This window comes from Actinotalea sp. JY-7885 (assembly GCF_014525465.1).
Lineage (GTDB): Bacteria > Actinomycetota > Actinomycetes > Actinomycetales > Cellulomonadaceae > Actinotalea.
Genome location: NZ_JACEXH010000036.1, coordinates 1 through 21,212 on the forward strand (window position 1 = coordinate 1; position 21,212 = coordinate 21,212).

The 21,212-nt window shown below is 72.9% G+C and carries 17 protein-coding genes and 1 pseudogene; 3 read left to right on the forward strand and 15 right to left on the reverse strand.

All coding sequences use genetic code 11. The annotated features are described in order from the left end of the window. The 5 genes and pseudogenes from IDM29_RS05285 to IDM29_RS05305 form a co-directional block, all read right to left on the reverse strand. A pseudogene (locus IDM29_RS05285) lies at window positions 1–691 on the reverse strand (hypothetical protein); the annotation flags it as partial. 72 nt (window positions 692–763) lie between these two features. Further along, complete coding sequence (locus IDM29_RS05290; RefSeq protein WP_182113319.1) at window positions 764–1,138, reverse strand: hypothetical protein; 375 nt, start codon at window positions 1,136–1,138, stop codon at window positions 764–766. Window positions 1,139–1,142: 4 nt separating this feature from the next. Next, a complete protein-coding gene (locus IDM29_RS05295) occupies window positions 1,143–2,078 on the reverse strand; it encodes a PIG-L family deacetylase (protein WP_182113318.1) in 936 nt (311 codons plus the stop codon). A 72-nt stretch (window positions 2,079–2,150) separates the two neighbouring features. Then, complete coding sequence (gene typA, locus IDM29_RS05300) at window positions 2,151–4,061, reverse strand: translational GTPase TypA (protein ID WP_182113317.1); 1,911 nt, start codon at window positions 4,059–4,061, stop codon at window positions 2,151–2,153. Window positions 4,062–4,241: 180 nt separating this feature from the next. Then, window positions 4,242–6,077, reverse strand: a complete 1,836-nt coding sequence (locus tag IDM29_RS05305) for an ABC transporter ATP-binding protein (RefSeq protein WP_182113316.1) — start codon at window positions 6,075–6,077, stop codon at window positions 4,242–4,244. 86 nt (window positions 6,078–6,163) lie between these two features. Here IDM29_RS05305 and IDM29_RS17220 point away from each other — a divergent pair, with 86 nt between their 5' ends. Beyond that, the gene (locus IDM29_RS17220) at window positions 6,164–6,721 is read left to right on the forward strand and encodes a PH domain-containing protein (RefSeq protein WP_182113315.1); all 558 of its coding nucleotides are present in this window, start codon (window positions 6,164–6,166) and stop codon (window positions 6,719–6,721) included. Between the two features lie 20 nt (window positions 6,722–6,741). Here the strand turns inward: IDM29_RS17220 and IDM29_RS05315 are convergent, their stop codons facing one another. From IDM29_RS05315 to IDM29_RS05360, 9 genes are all read right to left on the reverse strand, one after another. Then, window positions 6,742–7,848, reverse strand: coding sequence for an ABC transporter permease (locus IDM29_RS05315; RefSeq protein WP_182113314.1), 1,107 nt, complete (start codon window positions 7,846–7,848; stop codon window positions 6,742–6,744). Further along, complete coding sequence (locus tag IDM29_RS05320; protein WP_182113313.1) at window positions 7,845–9,365, reverse strand: ABC transporter permease; 1,521 nt, start codon at window positions 9,363–9,365, stop codon at window positions 7,845–7,847. The genes IDM29_RS05315 and IDM29_RS05320 overlap by 4 nt, the downstream gene beginning before the upstream one ends. 220 nt (window positions 9,366–9,585) lie before the next feature. Then, entirely contained in the window at window positions 9,586–11,442 is a 1,857-nt protein-coding gene (locus IDM29_RS05325) for an ABC transporter family substrate-binding protein (protein WP_182113312.1), read from the reverse strand. Between the two features lie 229 nt (window positions 11,443–11,671). Further along, complete coding sequence (locus IDM29_RS05330; protein ID WP_182113311.1) at window positions 11,672–12,211, reverse strand: GNAT family N-acetyltransferase; 540 nt, start codon at window positions 12,209–12,211, stop codon at window positions 11,672–11,674. After that, window positions 12,208–12,852 (reverse strand): dihydrofolate reductase family protein, encoded by a 645-nt coding sequence (locus IDM29_RS05335; RefSeq protein WP_182113310.1) that lies wholly within the window; start codon window positions 12,850–12,852, stop codon window positions 12,208–12,210. Before IDM29_RS05335 ends, IDM29_RS05330 begins: the two co-directional genes overlap by 4 nt. Window positions 12,853–12,954: 102 nt before the next feature. Then, entirely contained in the window at window positions 12,955–13,827 is an 873-nt protein-coding gene (locus IDM29_RS05340) for a GNAT family N-acetyltransferase (protein WP_255491776.1), read from the reverse strand. Next, entirely contained in the window at window positions 13,824–14,186 is a 363-nt protein-coding gene (locus tag IDM29_RS05350; protein WP_182113309.1) for a DUF1801 domain-containing protein, read from the reverse strand. Before IDM29_RS05350 ends, IDM29_RS05340 begins: the two co-directional genes overlap by 4 nt. A 232-nt stretch (window positions 14,187–14,418) precedes the next feature. Then, window positions 14,419–15,513, reverse strand: a complete 1,095-nt coding sequence (ychF, locus tag IDM29_RS05355; protein ID WP_182113308.1) for a redox-regulated ATPase YchF — start codon at window positions 15,511–15,513, stop codon at window positions 14,419–14,421. An 11-nt stretch (window positions 15,514–15,524) separates the two neighbouring features. Next, window positions 15,525–17,384 carry a threonine/serine exporter family protein gene (locus IDM29_RS05360; protein WP_182113307.1) on the reverse strand — a complete coding sequence of 620 codons (1,860 nt, stop codon included), beginning with the start codon at window positions 17,382–17,384 and terminating at the stop codon, window positions 15,525–15,527. Window positions 17,385–17,545: 161 nt separating this feature from the next. Between IDM29_RS05360 and IDM29_RS05365 the strand changes: the two genes are divergently transcribed. Further along, a complete protein-coding gene (locus IDM29_RS05365; protein ID WP_182113306.1) occupies window positions 17,546–18,871 on the forward strand; it encodes a DNA recombination protein RmuC in 1,326 nt (441 codons plus the stop codon). Window positions 18,872–18,874: 3 nt separating this feature from the next. Here the strand turns inward: IDM29_RS05365 and IDM29_RS05370 are convergent, their stop codons facing one another. Beyond that, window positions 18,875–19,897 carry a 4-hydroxy-3-methylbut-2-enyl diphosphate reductase gene (locus tag IDM29_RS05370; protein ID WP_182113305.1) on the reverse strand — a complete coding sequence of 341 codons (1,023 nt, stop codon included), beginning with the start codon at window positions 19,895–19,897 and terminating at the stop codon, window positions 18,875–18,877. Between the two features lie 152 nt (window positions 19,898–20,049). Here IDM29_RS05370 and xseA point away from each other — a divergent pair. After that, window positions 20,050–21,212: exodeoxyribonuclease VII large subunit (gene xseA / locus IDM29_RS05375; protein ID WP_188037270.1), on the forward strand; the 1,163-nt coding region annotated here is incomplete at its 3' end.

The following is a 21,212-nucleotide window of genomic DNA, read 5'->3' on the forward strand; positions in this document are numbered from 1 at the left end:
CCTCGTCCGCCCGCTGCTCGCCCGGCGCGGCCGTCACCGGCTCGTACGCGGGCTCCTGGTCCTCGAGGGCGGCGGCCGGGATCACGACGGTGGGCGCCTCCCACGGCTGCGGCTGCCACGCGGACCGCCGCTCGGTGGCAGCCGGGGCGGCCTCGGCCGACGGCTCGCCCACCGCGGACTCCTCGGCACGCGGCTCGTCGGCCGCGGGCTCGCCGGCGGAGGGCTCGGTGCCGCCAGGCTCAGTGGACGCCTCGGCCTCGGCGGGCTCGCCGGCGGACGTATCCGCCTCGGCCGGCTCGTGGGCAGCAGGCTCGTCGGCAGCCACCTCCGCCTCGGCCGCCACGTCGGCAGCAGGCTCGTCGGGCGACGCCGCTTCAGCAGCCGGCTCGTCAGCACCGGCCTCGTCAGCAGCCGGCTCGTCAGCAGCCGGCTCGTTGGCACCGGCCCCGTCAGCAGCCGGCTCGTCGGCACCGGCCTCGTCGGCGATCGGCTCGTCGGCGATCGGCTCGTCGGCGCCCGGCTCGACCTCGGCCGGCGCCCCGGCGGGGGCGGACTCGGCCGGTCCGGCGTGCGCGGTCTCGGTGCGCTCCTGCGCGTCCGCGGCGTCCGCGGGCGGCATGGCGGGGCTCGGCTCGCGGGGCGCGTCGTCGTCGGTCGGCGGCGCGGTGTCGAGCGTGCGTCCGTCGGTCATCGGTGTGCGTCTCCCCCTGCAGCGGCGGCGGGGCCTACGCCCGCCGCGCGCGATTCTACGGGGCGTCTCCGCTCACCCCGTGGGACCGCCCAGGGGCCGGTCGCTGAACCACCGCGCGGGCGCGAGCGCCGCGAGGCCGACCACGAGCGCCCCGCCGTACCAGACGTAGCCGACGGGCTCGGCGGCGACGAGCACGTCGCCCCCGGGGCCTCGCATCGCGAGCACGGCGACCGTCGTGACGATGCCCAGGGCGAGCACGAGCATGCCGGCCCAGCCCGCCCATGCCCGCACGAGGACGCCTGCGCTCAGCACCGTGGCGAGCGCGAGCACGAGCCCCCAGGGCTCGTGCCACCGGTGCACCGCGGTGCCGACGACCCCGACGACGACGCCGATGAGGAGGGTGCCCGCGAGGCGGAGCAGGACGCGCACGTCCGTCAGGTCGATCACCCGGTCACGCTACCGTCGCGACGCCGTCGGGCCATGGCACGTGTCGCCCGGCCGCGGCGGCACGGCGGTCGGGCGGGTACCGGTAGCACTCTCGCGCGAGCACGGGCTGCAGGACCGCGTTGCTCAGGGCCAGCCCGGCCACCATGGCGCCGCCCTCGACGCGGCGCACCGCCTGGACCTGCGTGGCGTGGGCGTCGAGCGCGGCCAGCACGCGGTCGAGGACCGGCGCGACCTCGACCCGGACGTCGATGTCCGCGACCGGTACCGCGGCCGACGGCAGGGGCCCGTCGGGGTCGGGCGCGGCCATCCCGTCCCAGGGCGCCCGGGCGAGGACCGAGTACGCGCGCCTCAGCTCGGGCTCGGGCAGCGCGGCCCACAGGACCGTCGGGGCGTGGCCGGCGCCGGAGGCCAGGTCCACGGCACGCGCCAGGACCCGGTGCGCCTGCACGTGGTCGGGGTGCCCGTAGCCGCCGTCGGGCTCGTACCCGACGACGACGTCGGGCCGCCGGTCCAGCAGCAGGGCGGCGAGCGGACGCGCGGCGACGTCGAGCGGGACGTCGGCGAACGCCGTCGGCGGACGGTCGGGCGCCGGCCCCGCCCTGCCGACCGCGAGCCAGGCCATGCCCGAGTCCTCGATCCGCCCGGGCGCGCCCGCCAGCGCGTCGAGGTAGGTGTGGTCGGCCACGCCGAGCGCGGTCAGGGCCGCGGCGAGCTCGTGCTCGCGGTGCGCCGCCAGGGCCGGTCCGTCACCCTCCAGGTGCGCCAGCTCGTCACCGATGACCTCGCCCCGCTCCCCCCGGGTGCACGTGACGACCGTGACCGGGCGGCCCGCCGCGGCCCACGTGGCCAGCAGCGCGCCGGTGCTGAGGGTCTCGTCGTCGGGGTGGGCGTGGACGGCGAGGAGGCCGCCCGCGCTCACGCGCCGCGTCGTCGTCGCCATCGGGTCAGGCTCTCAGTGGGGGCAGCGGCGCGCACGGCCGGACGCCCGTGGGCGCCCGGCCGTGCAGCGGCGTCAGGAACGCTTGGCCCGGGAGGTGATGCGCGCGCGCTCGGTCTGGTCGAGCACGACCTTGCGGATCCGCACGACCTCGGGCGTGACCTCGACGCACTCGTCCTCGCGCGCGAACTCCAGCGACTCCTCGAGCGTCAGCTTGCGCGGCGGCACGAGGTTCTCGAAGTTGTCGGCCGTCGAGGACCGCATGTTCGTGAGCTTCTTCTCCTTGGTGATGTTCACGTCCATGTCCTCGTTGCGCGAGTTCTCACCGACGATCTGGCCCTCGTACACCTCGGCCGTGGGCTCGACGAAGAAGCTGCCCCGCTCCTGCAGGTTGATCATCGCGAAGGGCGTGACCTTGCCGGCGCGGTCGGCCACGAGCGAGCCCGTGTTGCGGGTCTCGATCGGGCCGGCCCACGGCTCGTAGCCGTGCGCGATGGAGGAGGCGATGCCGGTGCCGCGCGTCTCCGTGAGGAACTGCGTGCGGAAGCCGATGAGACCGCGCGCGGGGACGACGAACTCCATCCGGACCCACCCGGTGCCGTGGTTCGACATGGTCTCCATGCGGCCCTTGCGCTGCGCGAGGAGCTGTGTGACCGCGCCGAGGTACTCCTCGGGCACGTCGATCGTCATGTGCTCCATGGGCTCGTGCACCTTGCCGTCGACCTGCCGCGTGACCACCTGCGGCTTGCCGACGGTCAGCTCGAAGCCCTCGCGCCGCATCTGCTCGACCAGGATGGCCAGCGCGAGCTCGCCGCGGCCCTGGACCTCCCAGGCGTCGGGACGCTCGGTCGGGAGCACGCGCAGGGACACGTTGCCGATGAGCTCGGAGTCCAGGCGGTCCTTCACCTGCCGCGCCGTGACCTTGTGCCCCTTGCCGCCCTTGCCGGCCAGCGGCGAGGTGTTGATGCCGATGGTCATCGAGATGGCGGGGTCGTCGACCGTGATCAGCGGCAGCGGCCGCGGGTCGGCCGGGTCCGTGAGCGTCTCGCCGATCGTGATGTCGGCGATGCCCGCGACGGCGACGATGTCGCCCGGACCGGCCTCGTCCGTGGGGACGCGGTCGAGCGCCTTGGTCTCGAGCAGCTCGGTGATCTTGACGTTCTGCATCGTGCCGTCGGCGCGGGCCCAGGCGACGGTCTGACCCTTGCGGATGGTCCCGTTGAAGACGCGGAGCAGCGCGAGACGGCCGAGGAACGGGGACGCGTCGAGGTTGGTGACGTGCGCCTGCAGGGGCGCGCCCTCCTCGTACGTGGGCGCCGGGATCTTCTCGAGGATGGTCGCGAAGAGCGGCTCGAGATCGGGGTTCTCCGGCAGCGTGCCGTCGGCGGGCTGCTCGAGCGACGCACGCCCGGCCTTCGCCGCGGCGTAGACGACCGGGACGTCGAGGATCGCGTCGAGGTCCAGGTCCGGGACCTCGTCGTGCAGGTCGCTCGCGAGCCCGAGGAGCAGGTCGGTCGACTCGTGGACGACCTCCTCGATCCGGGAGTCGGGGCGGTCGACCTTGTTGACGAGGAGGATCACGGGGAGCTTCGCGGCCAGCGCCTTGCGCAGCACGAAGCGGGTCTGCGGCAGCGGTCCCTCGCTGGCGTCCACCAGCAGGACGACGCCGTCGACCATCGACAGGCCGCGCTCGACCTCGCCACCGAAGTCGGCGTGACCCGGGGTGTCGATGACGTTGATCGTGATGCCGTCGGGCGCCCCCGCCGCGGCGGCCGCCGGGCCGCGGTACCGGATCGCCGTGTTCTTGGCGAGGATCGTGATGCCCTTCTCACGCTCCAGGTCGCCGGAGTCCATCGCGCGCTCGTCGACGTGGGCGTGCGAGCCGAACGAGCCGGACTGCCACAGCATGGCGTCGACGAGGGTGGTCTTGCCGTGGTCGACATGGGCGACGATCGCCACGTTGCGCAGGTCGGAGCGCACAGGCATGCGGGTACTCATCTCAGCAGAAGAAGGGGGTTTCCGGCGCCGCGTCGTCGGGCGCGCCGAGCAATCTTACCTGAGCGACCGAACCGCGCCCGACGGAAGGGCCGCCGCACCCCGGGAATGCGACCGGCTCGCCGGTTCGGCGGGTGCCGAACCGGCGAGCCGGTCGTGGGACGGGGTGGGTCAGATGCCGGACGCCGAGGGGTGGTCCCCGCCGTCGACGTGCGCGCCGTGCGTGCCCTGACGCGCGGCGAGCCGCGCGGCCTCCTCCTCCTCGCGCAGGATCTCGAGCCGCTGCGCCTCGAGCATCGCGTCGCGCGTCTCCCGCCGGACGCGCTGCGCCTCCGGGTCGGGCACGGGCACGGCGGCCAGCAGGCGCTGGGTGTACGGGTCCCGCGGGCTGTTGATCACCTGGTCCGTGGGGCCGACCTCGACCAGCCGGCCGTGGTGCATGACCGCGATCCGGTCGGAGAGCATCTCGACCACGGCGAGGTCGTGGCTGATGAACAGGCACGCGAAGCCGTGCTCGCGCTGGAGCTCGCGGAACAGGTCGAGGACCGTCGCCTGCACCGAGACGTCGAGGGCCGACGTCGGCTCGTCGGCGACCAGCAGCTTCGGCTCGAGCGAGAGCGCCCGGGCGATGCCCACGCGCTGGCGCTGGCCGCCGGAGAGCTCGTGCGGGTAGCGGTTGCGCATGGCACGCGAGAGCTGCACCTGGTCGAGGAGTCGCTCGATCTCCCGGTTGAGCGCCTCGCCCTTGATGCCGCGGTGCAGCATGAGCGGCTCACCGATCGACTCCCCGATGGGCAGCCGCGGGTTGAGCGACGAGCCCGGATCCTGGAAGACGATGCCGACCTTGCTGCGCAGGGGCATGAGGTCCTTGCGCGTCGCACCGACCATGTTCTGCCCGACGATCGTGAGCTCGCCGCCGGTGACGGGCAGGAGTCCCACGACGGCACGACCGATCGTGGTCTTCCCCGACCCCGACTCACCCACGAGCCCGACGACCTCGCCCTGCCGGATCGTCAGGTCGACGCCGTCGACGGCCCGGAAGGCCGCGGTACGGCGGCGGCCCGGGTACTCGATGACCATGTTCTTGGCCTCGAGGACGATGTCGCGCGAGGTCGACGCCGGCTCCGCCATCGTGTCCTGCGGCGACGCCGCCGTGCCCTGCGGCGCCTGCGGACCGGAGTGCCGCCCCAGGTGGGGGACGGCGTCGAGGAGCTTGATCGTGTAGGGGTGCTGGGGTGCCCCGAAGATCTGGGCGGTCGTGCCCTGCTCGACGATCCGGCCGTCCTTCATGACGATGATCCGGTCCGCCATGTCGGCGACGACACCCATGTCGTGGGTGATGAGCACGATGCCCGAGTTGATGCGGGTCCGCAGGTCGCGCATCAGCTTGAGGATCTCGGCCTGCACGGTGACGTCGAGCGCCGTCGTGGGCTCGTCCGCGATGAGGAGGGTGGGGTCGCACGCCAGCGCCTGGGCGATCATCGCGCGCTGCCGCTGGCCGCCCGAGAGCTGGTGCGGGTAGGAGTGGAACCGCTTCTCCGGATCCGGGAGCTCGACCAGGCGCAGCAGCTCGACCGCGCGCTCGCGGGCATCGGCCGGGCCGATCTCGAAGTGCGCCCGCAGGGTCTCCACGATCTGGAAGCCCACGGTGTACACGGGGTTCAGGGCCGTCATCGGCTCCTGGAAGATGACCGCGATCTCCTTGCCGCGGATCCGGCGCAGTCGGCCGCTCGACATCCCGATGAGCTCGCGGTCGCCCAGCTTGGCGCTGCCGCTGGCCCGGCCGTTGGACGGCAGGAGGCCCAGCAGCGACATCGACGACTGCGTCTTGCCGGAGCCCGACTCACCGACGATCGCCAGGACCTCGCCGGGACGCACGTCGTAGCTGATGTCCACCGCCGCGGGGAACCACTCGCCGTCGACCCAGAAGTCGACCCGGAGGTCACGCACGGACAGCACGGGCGCCTCGGTCTTGAGGCCCCCGTCGGGGGAGGTGTCGATCGCCACGTTGATCAGGATCCTTCCTGGTTGCGGCCGCTCGCGAGCGGGTCGTGCCCGCTCGCGGCGGTCCGCGCGTCTGCCAGCATGGGTCGGTGCGACCCGAGTCCGTGTTCTCCTCCGGCTACGGCCGCGTCCTGACCGCGCTCACCGCTGTGGCGGCCGTCGTCGCCGTCGCGGGCCTCGCGGGCTCCGTCGCGGTCCGCGACCTGGTGCTCGGCGCGGCGCTCGCCGGCCTCGCCGTGCTGGCCGTCTGGGCGCTCTTCGCCCGGCCGGCCGTCGAGGTGTCCGACGGCGAGATCGTCATCCGCAACGTGCTGCGGACCGTCCGCATCCCGTGGCCGACCGTCGAGGGCGCCGACGTGCGGTGGAACCTCGTCGTGCGCACGACCTCCGGCGAGTGGACCGCCTGGGCGGCGCCCCGCTCCAGCGACACCGCCCGGCCGCTGCGCCGAGGGCGGCAGGGGCCGGCCGAGGCCGCCGCCGACGCCATCGACGAGCGGCTCACCGAGCTGCGCGCCGCCGGCCATCTCGACGGCGCCCGGGAGACCGCCAGGGAGCACGGCATCCGGCCGACCGTGACGTGGCACGCGGGGACGCTGCTCGCCGCCGCCGGCCTCGTCGTCGTGGCAGCGGTGTCGCGGGTGCTGTGACCGCGCGCGGCATGCCGCCCTCACAGAGGGCCCCCGCGGCGGCGCGCGATGTCGGCGCCGCCCTCCGGCCGGCCGTCGGACGGACGCACCGGCTCGGTGTCGGTGCTGATGGTCTTGCGCGGCGCCCCGGCGCCCGCGCGCGCCATGGCCCGCACGCTCGGGATGCGCTTCTGGCGCGGGTCGAACGCGTCCCGCAGGCCGTCACCGATGAAGTTGATGCTCAGCGCGATGACGATGATGAACAGGCCCGGCCACCAGAAGAGCCACGGGCGCGTCGAGAACGCCGACTGGTACTCGTTGATGAGCCGGCCCAGGGAGATCTCGGGGCGCTGGATGCCGAACCCGAGGTAGGACAGGGCCGTCTCGAGCAGGATCGCCGAGCTCATGAGCAGCGTCGTCGCGACGATGATCACGCCCACCGCGTTCGGCAGGATGTGCTTGAAGATGATCCGTCGGCTGCTGGCCCCGGCGACCCGCGCCGCGTCGACGAACTCCCGCTCGCGGAGCGTGAGGAACTCGCCGCGCACCAGGCGTGCGAGGCCGGTCCACAGGATCAGGCCCATGGCGGCGGCGAAGAGCGTCGAGCTGACCTGGCCGGCGAGCTTGCCGATCACGGCACCGATGACGATGGTCGGGATCGTGATGAACAGGTCGGTGGTCCGCATGAGGATGGTCTCGACACGGCCCCGGAAGAACCCGGCGAGCGACCCCACGGTCACGCCGATGAGGCACGCGACCAGGCCGATCACGAGCGTGACCTTGAGCGACGTCTGCACGCCCAGCATCACCTGGGAGAACATGTCGCGACCGATCTCGTCCTGCCCGAAGGGGTGCTGGCCGATCTCGAAGCCCGAGCCGCCCAGCCACGTGGGCATGCTGAGCGTCGGTGCGCCGCCGGCGTTGACGATGGGCCCCCGGCCCCCGTGCTGCCACCAGCCGTCGATCGGCCCGACGCCCACCGACGAGAAGGCCAGGACGGCCACGAGGATGAGCATCGTCAGACCGGCCAGCGCGCCCTTGTGCCGGAAGAAGCGCCGGCGGACGATCTGCCCCTGGGACAGGCCAGCGACCTCCTTGAGCTCGATCGCGTTCTCGACGTGCTCGTCGGGGTTCGTGGAGGTGCTCATGCTTCCAACCTGATCCGGGGGTCAACGGCCGCGTAGATGATGTCGGCCACGATGTTCGCGATGATCGCCAAGGAGGCGGTGATCAAGAGGTAGGCCATCACCGGCTCGAGCTCGGCGTCGCGCAGCGACGTGATGAACAGCTGCCCCATACCTGGCCGTGCGAAGACCGCCTCGGTGATGACGGCGCCGCCGATGAGCGTGATGATGTCGATCGGCACGATCGTCGCGAGCGGGATCAGGCTGTTGCGGAAGCCGTGCCGCACGACGACGAGCCGCTCGGGCAGCCCCTTGGCACGAGCCGTGCGGATGTAGTCCTGGTTCATCACCTCGAGCATGCTCGAGCGCGAGTAGCGGGTGTAGGCCGCGAACGCGATGAGGATGAGGGTCAGGGTCGGCAGCAGCAGGTGGGTGAAGGAGTCCAGCACCTGCACCCAGTAGTTGCCGCCGAGGTTCGGCGTCCGGTCACCGAACGTCGGGATGGGCCGGCCGCCCAGGGCGTCGAAGTACGCCGGCCAGACCTTCATCACCTGGTCGAGGAAGATGAGCCCGCCGACGACGAACGCCGTGATCGCCGCCGTGCGCGCCGAGACGCCCCGGTCCGGTCCGCCGAACGCGTAGCCGATCCCGACGCCCACGGCGACGGTGAGCAGACCGAGGCCCGCGATGAGCAGGTGGGACTCGCCGATGGCCCGGAAGACCTGCTGCATCGGGTAGTACAGCGCCACGCCGACGGCGACGGACGTGAGCGCGGCGTAGAGCGCGCGCCGGTTCTGCAGGCCCGCAGAGACCGCGGTGACCGCGAGGGCGACCGCGCCACCGAGGACCAGGAGCAGCACGGGGCCGATGCGGGGGTGCAGCCACCAGTCGGTCAGCTGCAGGAACAGCAGCATCCCGGCGGTCGCCGCCGCCGCGAGGGCGAACGTCTGGGCCCGGCGACGCGCGGTGCCGCCGACGGCCAGCATCCAGAAGACACCCGCCACGACCGCGAGCACCGCGATGGCGAGGCCGCTGAAGCGCGGGTCACGCAGGAAGTCGTTGAAGCCGATGGCCCCCCACTGCTTGAGGAGCACGGCGACCCAGAACGAGGGCAGCGAGTACAGCAGGAAGGACAGGAAGATGATCAGGTAGTCGAACGCGCTGTACTGCCGAAGCGCGGAGATGATGCCGATGATGACGCCGAGCACGAGGGAGAGCAGCGTCGCGGCGACCACGAGCTCGAGCGTGGAGCCGATCGCCGTCTGCACCAGCTTGCTGACCGGCTCGCCCGAGCGCCACGCGACGCCGAAGTCGCCGGTGAGCACGTTCGCGAACCACTGGAAGAACCGCACGACGGGGTTCACGTCCAGCTGCAGCAGCTCCGTGCGCTGCGCGATCATCTGCTGCTTGTTGGCCGCCGCGCTCTCGCGCAGGTCGGCCAGGGGGTCCACGGCGCGGTTGACGAGCTGGTACATCAGGAAGATCGCCACGAAGAGCGTGACGAGGCCGGCCAGTGCGCGGCGGGTGAGGAAGGTCAGCACGGGGGAGGTCCTCGCAGTCGACAAGGTGACGTCGCCGCCACAGCCGGTGATCCTAACGGCAGCGGTACGGCGATCCGCACGGTCCGGGCGTCGGACGTGCGCGGCGTCACACGACCGAGGGCGCCGGGGTGGTCGCCCCGGCGCCCTCGGTCAGGGATGTGACGTCCTGGTGCCGGGGGCGGACAACCGCCCGCCCCCGGCCAGGGTGTGTGTCAGCAGGTCACTCGGCGGCGCTGCCGCCGGCCGCCCACTCCCAGAAGCCGGCGAAGATCGTCGGCGAGATGGAGATCTTGTTCACGTTGGAGATCTTCTCCGGGTTCCAGGCGGTGACGCCCGGGAACTGGAAGATCGTCACACCGAACGCGTCGTCCACCAGGTGGGTCTCGATCTGGGCGAGGAGCTCCTCCTGGGCCTCGACCTCGGTCTCGACCTCGAGCTGCGAGTACAGCTCGTCCACCTCGGGGTTGGAGTACCCGTAGTAGTTGTTGCCCCCGCCGGTGATGTAGTTCGCCTGCGACTCCGAGACCGCGGTGGACTGCGACTGCCAGCCGAACAGGGCCGCGTCGTAGAACGCCGGGGAGTTCGACAGGTCGGTGCCCCAGTCGACCTGGACCTGGTACGGGGTGACCGTGAAGCCGGCCTCGGCCGCAGAGGCCGCGATCAGCTCGTACTCGTTCTGGCGGCGCGTGTTGTCCGGGTCGAACAGCAGTCGCACCGGGACCGGCGTGGTGACGCCGGCCTCGGCCAGCAGCGCCTGCGCACCGGCGATGTCCGGCTCGGCGTACAGCGTCTCCATGCCGTTCGCCTCGGTGATGCCGTCGTACATCGGCGAGCCGGGGACGACGGTGTACGAGTTGCGCAGCTCCGCGTTCGGGTTGAGCGGCTTGATGAGCGTGTCGACGATCTCCTGACGCGGGATCGTCATGAGGAACGCCTGGCGCACGGCCTTGGCCTTCTCGGCGTCGCCACCGTAGGCGGCGGGGTCGAACGGACCGCCGTTGCCCATCTGGAGGTCGACGTGCTCGTACGTGCCCTCGTCGGACGTGACGATCTCGACGCCCTCGATCTCCTCGAGAGCGGTCAGGACGTCAGCGGTCGCCTGCGGGCTGATGAGGTCGACCTCACCGTTCTGCAGCGCCTGGACCTGGCCCATCGGGTCGCCGTTCCAGCGGATGGTGACCGTCTCGATCTGCGCCTCGAGGTCACCCTCGTAGTTCTCGTTGGCGACGAGCGTCATGTACTGGTCGGTGACGAACTCCGACATGACGTACGCGGCCGAGGAGAGGTACAGGCCCTCGTCGTCCGGGAGCTCGGTGTAGTTGAAGTCCTGGCTCCAGACCTTGGCGATCTTCGACAGCGCGTCGACGTCACCCTCGGTGATCGCGTCCGCGACCGCCTGCTTGGCCTCCTCGGCGTCCTCGATGCCGAGGGCGCGCTGACCGACGACGTGCGCCGGCAGCGTCGGGCCGGTGGAGCAGACCTCCCAGTCGGCGAACGGCTTGGACCACACGAACGTGATCTTCTTGTCGTCGACCTCGGGGGTCTCCTCGACCAGGGGCATGCAGGCGGAGACGGCGTCGAAGTACACGCCGGCGTCCAGCGCCTCCTGGTTGAGGACGTTGCCGTCCTCGTCCGTCTCGGCCTCGACGTTGTTGAACGTCTGGCTCTGAGCGGCCCACTCCAGGAGGAAGTCGCGGCCGTCCAGCTCCACGCCGTCCGACCACACCGCGGTGTCGGCGAACGTGTACTCGACCGTCAGGGGGTCGTCCGACGTCTTCTCGTACGTGCCGTACGACTCGTCCTGGACGAGGTTCAGGTCGGCGTCGTAGTAGTTGAACGACGACGCGACCAGGTACTTCACGACCGTGTTGGCGGTCGCGTTGCCCGTCGCGCTGTTGTTGTTGTACGAGAAGAAGGGCTGGTTCCAGGCGATGTTGACGGCGGTCTCGGTGTTGATACCGGCGTTGTCGTCGTCACCGCCGTTCTCGCCGTTGTCTCCGGCGTCGGAGCAGCCGGCGAGCACGAGCGCGCTCGCGGCGACGACGGCGGTTGCCGCCAGCCTGCGTGAGATCCTCAATGTTCCTCCTGGGAAGGATGTGGGGTCGGCCGGTGCGGGCACTGAGGGATGCTCGGGCGCGCAGGTCGTCCACCGTGGATTTCGCAACCGTACAACCTGAAATCCCGACATCCGGGACGCGCGGGTAAGCGCTCGCTGATCGTTACCCATTTGATACTGGGCAGTAGGTCTCGACATGTGAGATTTGGGACCGTCGTGCGGTACACGAGCCATGATCGCGTGCGGGACGTCACATCCCGGACATCTTCCGGTGACCTCCCGGTGACGTCCGAGGGGCCGTGGGACCGGGGCCGTCGCGGAGCTCCTTGCCCATCCGCACGACCTCCACGGGCCCGCCGGGGAACGGTTCGGGCCCGCGCGAGCGTTCCGTGAAGCCGAACCGGTCGAACGCGGGCGCGGACCGCAGGGACGCGGTCGTGCGCAGCCGGACCGTGCCGCTGTCGACCGCAGCGCGCTCCAGCGCCTCGTACATGGCGCGGGCGACGCCCCGGCCGCCGTGCTCGGGGTGCACGTAGAGCTGCTGGACCTCCTCGCCCTCGAGGCACGCCCAGCCCACGACCTCCCCGTCCACCGTCGCGACGACGCCGAGCGCCTGCGCGACGAGGTGCCGCAGGCGCTCGGACGAGCCGCCGGACGCCCACGCGTCGACGGTCGCGGCGTCGTAGACCTCGGCGGCCGAGACGCGGATGGCGCGCTCGCGGACGAGCAGGATCGCGGGGACGTCGTCGGTCGTGGCGCGACGCACGTCCGCCGGGACCGGCCGCGTCACCGGCGCCAGAAGAGGTGGTGGACGACGCCGCTGGTGCTCGGCACCGCCTCGTGGTGGAACCGGTCGTCGAGCTCGTCGGGGTGCTCCCACAGCCGGCTGCCGGCGCCCAGGCTCACCGGCGCGACGGCCACGTGCATCGTGTCCACCAGGTCCGCGTCGAGGAACTCCCGGATCGTCCGGGCGCCGCCACCGAGGCGCACGTCCCGTCCGTCAGCGGCGGCGCGGGCCTGCGCGAGCACCGCGGCGGGATCGCCCCCGACGAAGTGGAAGGTCGTCTCGCCCCGCGCGAACGACGGGCGCGGGTGGTGGGTCAGCACGAAGACCGGCGTGTGGAAGGGAGGCTCGTCACCCCACCAGCCCTGCCACGCGTGGTCCGCCCACGGCCCCCGCTGCGGGCCGAACTTGTTGCGTCCCATGACCTCGGCGCCGATGTTGTTGCCGAAGTCGCGGGTGAGGTAGTCGTCGAGCCCGCGCGTGCCGCCCGGTGAGGTGCGGTTCGGCCAGCTCGCGGTCGCCATGGCCCAGGCGAGGAGCGTGCCGGGGTCCGCCTGGCCGAAGGGCCGTTCGAGGGTCTGGTCGACGCCGGCGCCGTAGCCGTCGGCCGAGACGCTGAAGTTCTGCACTCGTAGCAGCTGTGGCACGTTCGCTCCTCCGTGGTGGGACCGGCGGGAGGTACGACTCGGCCCGCGCGGAGAACTGATCGGTGCCCGGGCGGGCGATCCGGGGCGGCGCGCGTCGCCGCCTCAGGACGTCAGTGGCTTGACCATGATCAGGCAGGGGGTGTCCTCGCCCCACAGGTCCGTCTCCTCGAGCGCGAGGAAGCCCCGGGCCTCGTAGAAGCGGCGCGTGCGGGCGTAGCCGGCGTCGGGGTGCGAGGCGCCGAGCGTCTTGACCATGAGGAGCCGCACGCCGCGGGCCGCGCCGTCCCGCTCGAGGGCGTCGACCATCGCGGTCCCGACGCCCGACCCGTGGCGCGTGCGATCGGTCACGATGAGGTGGATCTCGGCGACATGGGGGAAGTGCCTGTCGACGAGGGTCGCCCCGAGCACCTGGCCGGTGTGGTCCCGTACCGTCCACGTCTCCTTGGTCCTGGCCGCCTCGACGTACTCGGCGTTGGACTCCTCGCGCCCGAACCACTCGGGCACCGTGGCGAGGAGCCGCGCGACGTCGTCCGGGACCGGGCGGTCGGGTCCCGCGACCCAGGCGGGGGTGCCACTCGCGCGCGCCCACCCAGAGGAAGCCCTGGGAGAGGCAGGCGTCGCGGACTCTGCCGACGGGCCTTCGGGCACGACTCGAGCTCGTGGCCGATCCGAGGCCGCGAGTGCGACGACAGGGAAGAGCTCCGTCCTGCCCACCACCCGGTCGCGCTCACCGGCGAGGGCACGCCGCCGGGGATCGGCGAGGTAGGAGTCCAGGGACGCCTGGGAGGGGAAGCGGTAGAGCTGCACCTCGGTGGGCTGGCCCCCGTCGGCGATGCTCTGGAGCCGCTGGAGCACCTGTCCCCCGTGCTCCGGGACCAGGGCCAGCACACGGTCCTCGTACTCCCTGAGCCCGGCCGCCTCGCCCTCGCGGGCCCAGAGCAGGCAACAGAGCTGCACCGCGTCGCCGTCGCTCATGGCCGGAGCGTAGTCACCTGCCTGACGATGTCGGCGATGCGCTGCTCCGTCGCTTCGTCGACGCTCTCGAAGTACCAGGCCGCCGGCATGAGGGCTCCATCCACGCCGCCAGCGGGCCTGAAGTCGGCCTTCTCAGTGATCGCGAGGTTGAGGCGATCGTCGCTGCGCAGTGTCACCAGGGCTGGGGTGCTCGCCGAGAATGCGTATGCCGGCATCCCGTACCAGATCCGCGGCTTCAGGTCGGGAGCGGCGGTCATGATGACGTCGTGCACGCGCTGCACGATCGAACGCCGCGGCTCGTCCATCTTCGCGATCTTGTCGATGACCTGAGCGAGGTTCTTCTCGTCCTTCGACGGCATGTGCTGTCCTCTCGTCGGCCGATGCCGAGCATCGTCCACATGAAGTCGGCGCATCGGTGCGCCGCACCCCAACCGGACGTGTCCCGAACGTGTCAGGCCTCTCCGAGAAGATTCAGGTGATCGTCACCTGGAAGTGCTGTCGGTGGCGCGAACCACCGTCGCTCAGCATAGCCGCCGACGTCGACGAGACAACCCGTCTCCGGTGCTCCAGCCGTCGCCGTACCGGACCCGACTACACGTTGAAGCGGAACTCCACCACGTCGCCGTCGGCCATGACGTAGTCCTTGCCCTCGATGCGCGCCTTGCCGGCCGCCCGGGCGGCCGCGATGGAGCCGGCCTCGACGAGGTCGTCGAACGAGATGACCTCGGCCTTGATGAAGCCGCGCTCGAAGTCGGTGTGGATGACGCCGGCGGCCTGGGGAGCGGTCCAGCCCGTGCGGATGGTCCAGGCGCGGGCCTCCTTCGGCCCCGCCGTGAGGTAGGTCTGCAGGCCGAGGGTGTGGAAGCCGACCCGGGCGAGCTGGTCGAGCCCCGCCTCCGCCTGACCGGACTCGGCGAGCATCTCCGCCGCGTCCTCGGGCTCGAGCTCGACGAGCTCGGACTCGAGCTTCGCGTCGAGGAACACGCAGTCGGCCGGGGCCACGAGCTCGGTGAGCTTGGCCTTCATCGCCTCGTCCGCGAGGCCGGCGTCGTCGGTGTTGAAGACGTAGATGAACGGCTTGGTCGTGAGGAGCTGGAGCTCGCGGAGCGCGGCCGGGTCGACGCCCGCCTTGGTCAGGCGGTCCTGCGCGGCGAACAGCGTGCTGCCCTCGGCGAGCACCTCCTGCGCGCGCTGGGCCGCCGTGAGGACGGCGGGGTCCGTCTTCTTGCCGCGGACCTCCTTCTCGAGGCGCGGGATGGCGCGCTCGACCGTCTGCAGGTCGGCCAGGACGAGCTCGGTGTTGATCGTCTCGATGTCGTCGGCCGGGTCGATCCGCCCCTCGACGTGCACGACGTCGGCGTCGGCGAAGGCCCTGACCACCTGGCAGATCGCGTCCGCCTCGCGGATGTTCGCCAGGAACTTGTTGCCCAGGCCCTCGCCCTCGCTGGCGCCGCGCACGATGCCGGCGATGTCCACGAAGGAGACGACCGCGGGGACGATCCGCTCGCTGCCGAAGATCTCCGCGAGCGTCTGCAGGCGGGGGTCCGGCAGCGGGACGACGCCGATGTTCGGCTCGATGGTCGCGAACGGGTAGTTCGCCGCCAGGACCTGGTTGCGGGTCAGCGCGTTGAAGAGGGTGGACTTGCCGACGTTGGGCAGGCCGACGATGCCGATGGTGAGAGCCACGGGAGACGAGTCTACGGGCGCCCGACGTCGCTCTCGTCGGCGCGCGTGCGGTCGCCGGCCGGCGCCCGTCGCGTCAGCGCACGCCGCTCGGCGCTGCGCCACATCACCGAGGCGAGCGCGACGCCGGACAGCACGCCCACCGAGACGGCGACCATGGTGGCGACCGCGGTGATGACGATGCCGAGCGACCTGCCCTGGTCGCTGGCGAACGCGGTGAGCCCGACCAGGCTCAGCGCACCGGGGACGAGCACCCAGAACGCTGGCAGGACGGCGACGAGCAGCGGCGGGCCGTTCGGCCGCGCCGCGGCGATCGCGGCGACCGGCGTCATCACGAGCGCACCGACGAACGCCGACACCACGCCACCGAACAGGAGGCCACCGATCACCTGCCCCGCGTAGGCGACGACGAGCACGAGGAGCACCCACGGCACCGCCTCGCGCCGCACGCAGTGGTGGCTCGTCACCCCCAGGCCGTAGACGAGCAGGCCGACCCACGGCCAGACGAGGCTCGGCGAGCCTCCGGGCGCGTCGGCGATGACGGTGGAGGGCACACCGACCAACCCTGCCGCGGCGGTGATGCCGCCGGCGAGCAGCAGCAGCTGCATGGCGCCGGCGGCGAGACGCCCCGCGCCGGCCACCATCTGGCGGGTCGCCAGGTCGATGGACGCCGTCGTGAGCAGGGCGCCGGGAAGGAACGACACGAGCGGGGCGACGAGCGGCACGCGCGCATCGGTGACGAGGCCCGCCCGCGCCAGGAGGAACGCCGCCAGCGCCACGCCGAACGCGCACCCGAGCACCACGAGCGCCTGGTACGCGGAGCCCCAGCGCCCGGCACGGACCTGCACGGCGGCGACGCCCGCGCCGAGCAGCGCGGCGACCAGCACGTCCTTGGGCGAACCGCCGAGGATCATCGCGATGCCGACGGACAGCCCCACGTACCCGACGAGGCGCGCGAGCGGCGGGTAGAGGGGCGCGGACGCGAGCGTCGTGGCGATCCGCACGATCCCCTCGCGCGCGCTCACCCGCCGGTGCTCCGCGTCCTGCGCGACCTCGAGCACGCCGTGCACCTGGTCGAGGCGCAGGGCCCGTGAGCCGGCACCCGCGGCGGCCGTGTGCGTGTCCCCGCCGCCCGGGAGCGACACGACCAGCGCCGTCGGCAGGACGACGGTCTGCACGCCGCCGGCACCGTTCACCTGCGCGACGCGTCGCAGGGTGTCCTCGACCTGCACGACCGGCGCCCCCGCGTCCAGGAGCGCGCCGCCGAGGTCGAGCAGGAACCGCACGACCTCGGCGTCGTCCGTCGGGCCGGTGCCATCGGCCTCGCGTGCGGTCGAGGTCGACCCGGGCCCGGGGACCGGGCGGCCGACGAGCGTGTCGCCCAGCGACGCGCCCCCGACCGGTGCGTCGGCGCCGAGAGTGTGCCGGGCCGTGCCGGCGCCGGTCGCGTCGTCCCCGGACGCCGACGCGCGTCCCGCCTCGGCCACGAAGCGACGGCGCAGGAGGACGAGGCCGAGGACGACGAGCGCCAGGACGATCGCCGCGACCACGACGGTGGCCGTCGGGATCTGCGACGTCGTGACCGACGGCGGTACCGGTGCCGGGACCTCGGTGACCGTGCCCGTCGCCGGGACCGTGGCGCTCGGGCTCGGGTCCGGGGTCGTCGGCACGTCCGGGCTGGGCTGCGCGCTCTGCTGGGGCGCGGGCTCCTCGGACGGCGCCGGCGTCGGGTCCGGGCTGGGGGCCGGGGCGTCCGTCGGGACGGCGGTGGGCTGCGCGGTGCCCGGCACGCCGTCCGGCTGGGGCAGCGGCGTGGCCGACGGTTCGCCGAGGGGCGCCGGCGGCGACGGAACGGTCTCGGCCGGTGCCGTCATCGCCGCGGGGTGCGTACCGGCCGAGCGGTCATCGGTGCTGCCTCCTGCCCCCGTGCTGCGCTGCGCCGGGCGTGGCTCCGACGCTACCGCCGCCCCCGGCGCCGCGCGTGCCGACGGCCCCGGGTGCGGCCGATGTCGGAGGCGGCTGCGACGGTGGTGCCATGGACATCATGGTCACCCTGGCCGCGCTCGTCGTCGGGCTCCTCGTGGGCTGGCTCGTCGCGACCCAGCGAGCCGCCGCGCAGGCGCAGCGGTCGTCGGCAGCCCTCGGCCAGGCGCGCGCGGACCTGGCCGCCGAGCGGCGGCTCGCGCTGGAGCGGGAGGCGCTGGTCGAGCGCGAGCGCGCACGGCTCGACGACCACTTCCGGACCCTGGCCGCCGACGCGCTCGCCTCGAACAACGAGCAGTTCCTGGCGCTCGCCGACCAGCGGCTCGCGGCCAGCCACCAGGTGCAGGCGGGCGAGCTCGCGCAGCGCGAGCGCGCGGTGCGGGCGCTCGTCGAGCCGATCGCGTCGGTCCTCGACCAGATCCGTGCCGACGTCGCGAGCGCGGAGCAGCACCGCGCGGCGGGGAGCGCCGCGCTCGCCGAGCAGGTCCGGGCCATGCGGGAGACGTCGGAGCTGCTGCGCGGCGAGACGAGCCAGCTCGTCACGGCCCTGCGGTCCTCACAGGTCCGCGGGCGGTGGGGCGAGCTCCAGCTGCGTCGGGTCGTGGAGGCCGCCGGGATGCTCGAGCACGTCGACTTCGTCGAGCAGGGGGGCGTCCGGACCGGCGAGGGACTGCGCCGCCCCGACCTCGTCGTGCGGCTCGGCGGGGGCAAGCAGGTCGTCGTCGACGCCAAGGTCGCCTTCCTCGGCTACCTCGACGCCGTCCAGGCGACCGACGACGCCGTCCGGCGCGAGCGCATGGCGGCCCACGCCCGACACCTGCGCAAGCACGTCGACGACCTCGCGGGCAAGCAGTACTGGGAGCACCTCGCCCCCACCCCGGAGTTCGTGGTCATGTTCGTGCCCGCGGAGCCGTTCCTGCACGCGGCGCTGGAGGTGGACCCGGCGCTCTACGAGTACGCGATGGAGCGCAACGTCGTGCTCGCGACGCCCATGACCCTCGTCGCACTCCTGCGCAGCGTCGCCTACGCGTGGCGGCAGGAGGCGCTCGCGGCCAATGCGCAGGAGGTGCTGACGCTCGGCCGCGAGCTGCACGGGCGGCTCGCGACGCTCGGCGGTCATGTCGGCCGGCTCGGACGCCAGCTCGACGGTGCCGTGCGCGCCTACAACGACTCGGTCAGCTCGCTCGAGTCGCGCGTCCTCGTGAGCGCGCGGCGACTGGCCGAGCTCAAGGTCACCGACGAGGACCTGGAGACACCCGCGCAGGTCGAGCGGGTGGCCCGGCAGGTCCAGGCGCCGGAGCTCGTCGCGTCGGCGGGCCAGCGCGTCGTCGCGCTCGACGACGCCCTGTGGTCGGCGTCGGGGACGACGGACGAGTAGCCGTCAGACGGGCTCGACCGCGATCGTCCGGCGCGCGCCCCGCGTGGGGCGGGGCGGGGCCTGGCCCGCGGCCTTGAGGTCGGCACGCAGCTCGCGCGGCAGCGAGAACATGAGGTCCTCGGTGGCCGTCCGCACCTCCTGCACGTCGGCGAAGCCGTCCTGCGCGAGGCGGTCGAGCACGTCGCGCACGAGGATCTCCGGCACCGAGGCGCCGGAGGTCACGCCCACCGTCCTCACGCCCTCCAGCCACGCGGGGTCGATCTCGGCCGCCCGGTCGATGCGGTACGACGCGCGGGCACCGGCGTCGAGCGCGACCTCGACGAGCCGCACCGAGTTCGACGAGTTCGCCGAGCCGACGACGATGACCAGGTCGCACGACGGGGCGAGCTTCTTCACGGCCACCTGGCGGTTCTGGGTGGCGTAGCAGATGTCGTCGCTCGGCGGGTCCTGGAGCGAGGGGAAGCGCTCGCGCAGGCGGCGCACGGTCTCCATCGTCTCGTCCACGGACAGGGTCGTCTGCGAGAGCCACACCACCTTGTCCGGGTCGCGCACCACGACGTCGTCGACGTCGTCCGGCGAGTTGACGACCTGGATGTGCTCCGGGGCCTCCCCCGCGGTCCCCTCGACCTCCTCGTGGCCGTCGTGGCCGATGAGCAGGATGTCGAAGTCGTCGCTCGCGAAGCGCACGGCCTCCTTGTGCACCTTGGTGACGAGCGGGCACGTGGCGTCGATGGTCTGCAGGGAGCGCACCGCCGCGGCGGCGTGGACGGCCGGGGAGACGCCGTGCGCCGAGAACACGACGCGCGCGCCCTCCGGCACCTCGTCGGTCTCGTCGACGAAGACGGCGCCGCGCTCCGAGAGCGTCTCCACCACGTACTTGTTGTGGACGATCTCCTTGCGGACGTACACCGGGGCGCCGTAGTGCTCGAGGGCCTTCTCGACGGCGATCACCGCACGGTCCACGCCCGCGCAGTAGCCGCGGGGAGCTGCGAGGAGCACGCGCTTGGCGTCGGGGGTCGGGGTCACCGGCCCAGTCTACGAAAACCCCACCGCCCGACCGGTGCGGGTGGGCCGGATGCGCTGACAGCGCAACGGGCGGTGCCCGGCGGTCGGAGGGCAGACGGCGCGGGGCCGTCGGAGGGGGGTGGCAGGCTGGGGCCGTGACCGAGCGCGCCGTGATGCACGACGACCAGGCCGCGCCGCAGCCCGCGGCCCGGCGCCCGCTGCCGCGCAAGGCCCTGGAGACGACGCCGACGCAGCCCTGGCCGGTGCGCCACCTGTCGGCCCGGATCGGGGAGTACATCCACCGGATGCCCGGCGTCTGGGTCGAGGGCCAGGTGGTCCAGCTCAACCGCCGGCCCGGGTCCTCGCTCGCCTTCGTCACCCTGCGGGACAACGACGCCGACGTGTCGCTGCCCGTCAACCTGCACGTGCGTGTGCTCGACGCGGCGTCCACCACCATCGGCGAGGGCGACCACGTCGTCGTCCACGTCACGCCGCGGTTCTGGGCCAAGCGGGGCAGCCTGCAGATGGAGGCCGACGAGATCCGCGCCGTCGGGCTCGGGGACCTGCTCGCGCGGATCGAGCACCTCAAGCGGGTGCTCACCGCCGAGGGCCTCTTCGACGCGTCGCGCAAGCGACCGCTGCCGTTCCTGCCCGGCGTCGTCGGGCTCGTCTGCGGACGGGAGTCCAAGGCGGAGCACGACGTCGTCGTCAACGCCCGGGCCCGGTGGCCCCAGGTGCGCTTCGAGATCCGCGAGGTCGCGGTCCAGGGGCTGCGCGCGGTCCCCGAGGTGGGCGCCGCCATCGCCGAGCTCGACGCCCGCCCCGACGTCGACGTCATCGTCGTCGCGCGCGGCGGCGGCTCGGTCGAGGACCTGCTCCCCTTCAGCAACGAGGCGCTCGTGCGCGCGGTGGCGGCGTGCCGCACCCCCGTGGTCAGCGCGATCGGCCACGAGACCGACGCGCCCCTGCTCGACCTCGTCGCGGACCACCGCGCGTCGACCCCGACGGACGCGGCCAAGGCGATCGTGCCCGACGTCGGCGAGGAGCGGGCCCGGGTGCAGCAGGCGCGCCACCGGCTGCGGGGCGCCCTCACGTCGATGCTGCACCGCGAGAGCGACCGCCTGGCCGCGACGCGCTCGCGCCCGTGCCTGGCCCGTCCGCAGGCCATGCTCGAGGGCCGGCGCGCCGACGTGCAGCGCTGGCGGGACGGCGCCGGGCGCGCGCTCGACGACGCCCTGCGGACGGCCGACACCGACGTGGAACGGCTCGCGGTCCAGGTCCGGGCCCTGTCGCCGGCGGCGACGCTCGCGCGCGGGTACGCGGTCGTGCAGCGGGG

Excerpts from the sequence above, each read along its gene's own strand:
- IDM29_RS05295 (WP_182113318.1), bottom strand. The coding sequence starts at position 2,078 with ATGGCGACGACGACGCGGCGCGTGAGCGCGGGCGGCCTCCTCGCCGTC.
- typA (WP_182113317.1), bottom strand. The coding sequence starts at position 4,061 with ATGCCTGTGCGCTCCGACCTGCGCAACGTGGCGATCGTCGCCCATGTC.
- IDM29_RS05315 (WP_182113314.1), bottom strand. The coding sequence starts at position 7,848 with ATGAGCACCTCCACGAACCCCGACGAGCACGTCGAGAACGCGATCGAG.
- IDM29_RS05340 (WP_255491776.1), bottom strand. The coding sequence starts at position 13,827 with ATGAGCGACGGCGACGCGGTGCAGCTCTGTTGCCTGCTCTGGGCCCGC.
- IDM29_RS05350 (WP_182113309.1), bottom strand. The coding sequence starts at position 14,186 with ATGCCGTCGAAGGACGAGAAGAACCTCGCTCAGGTCATCGACAAGATC.
- IDM29_RS05360 (WP_182113307.1), bottom strand. The coding sequence starts at position 17,384 with ATGACGGCACCGGCCGAGACCGTTCCGTCGCCGCCGGCGCCCCTCGGC.
- IDM29_RS05365 (WP_182113306.1), top strand. The coding sequence starts at position 17,546 with ATGGACATCATGGTCACCCTGGCCGCGCTCGTCGTCGGGCTCCTCGTG.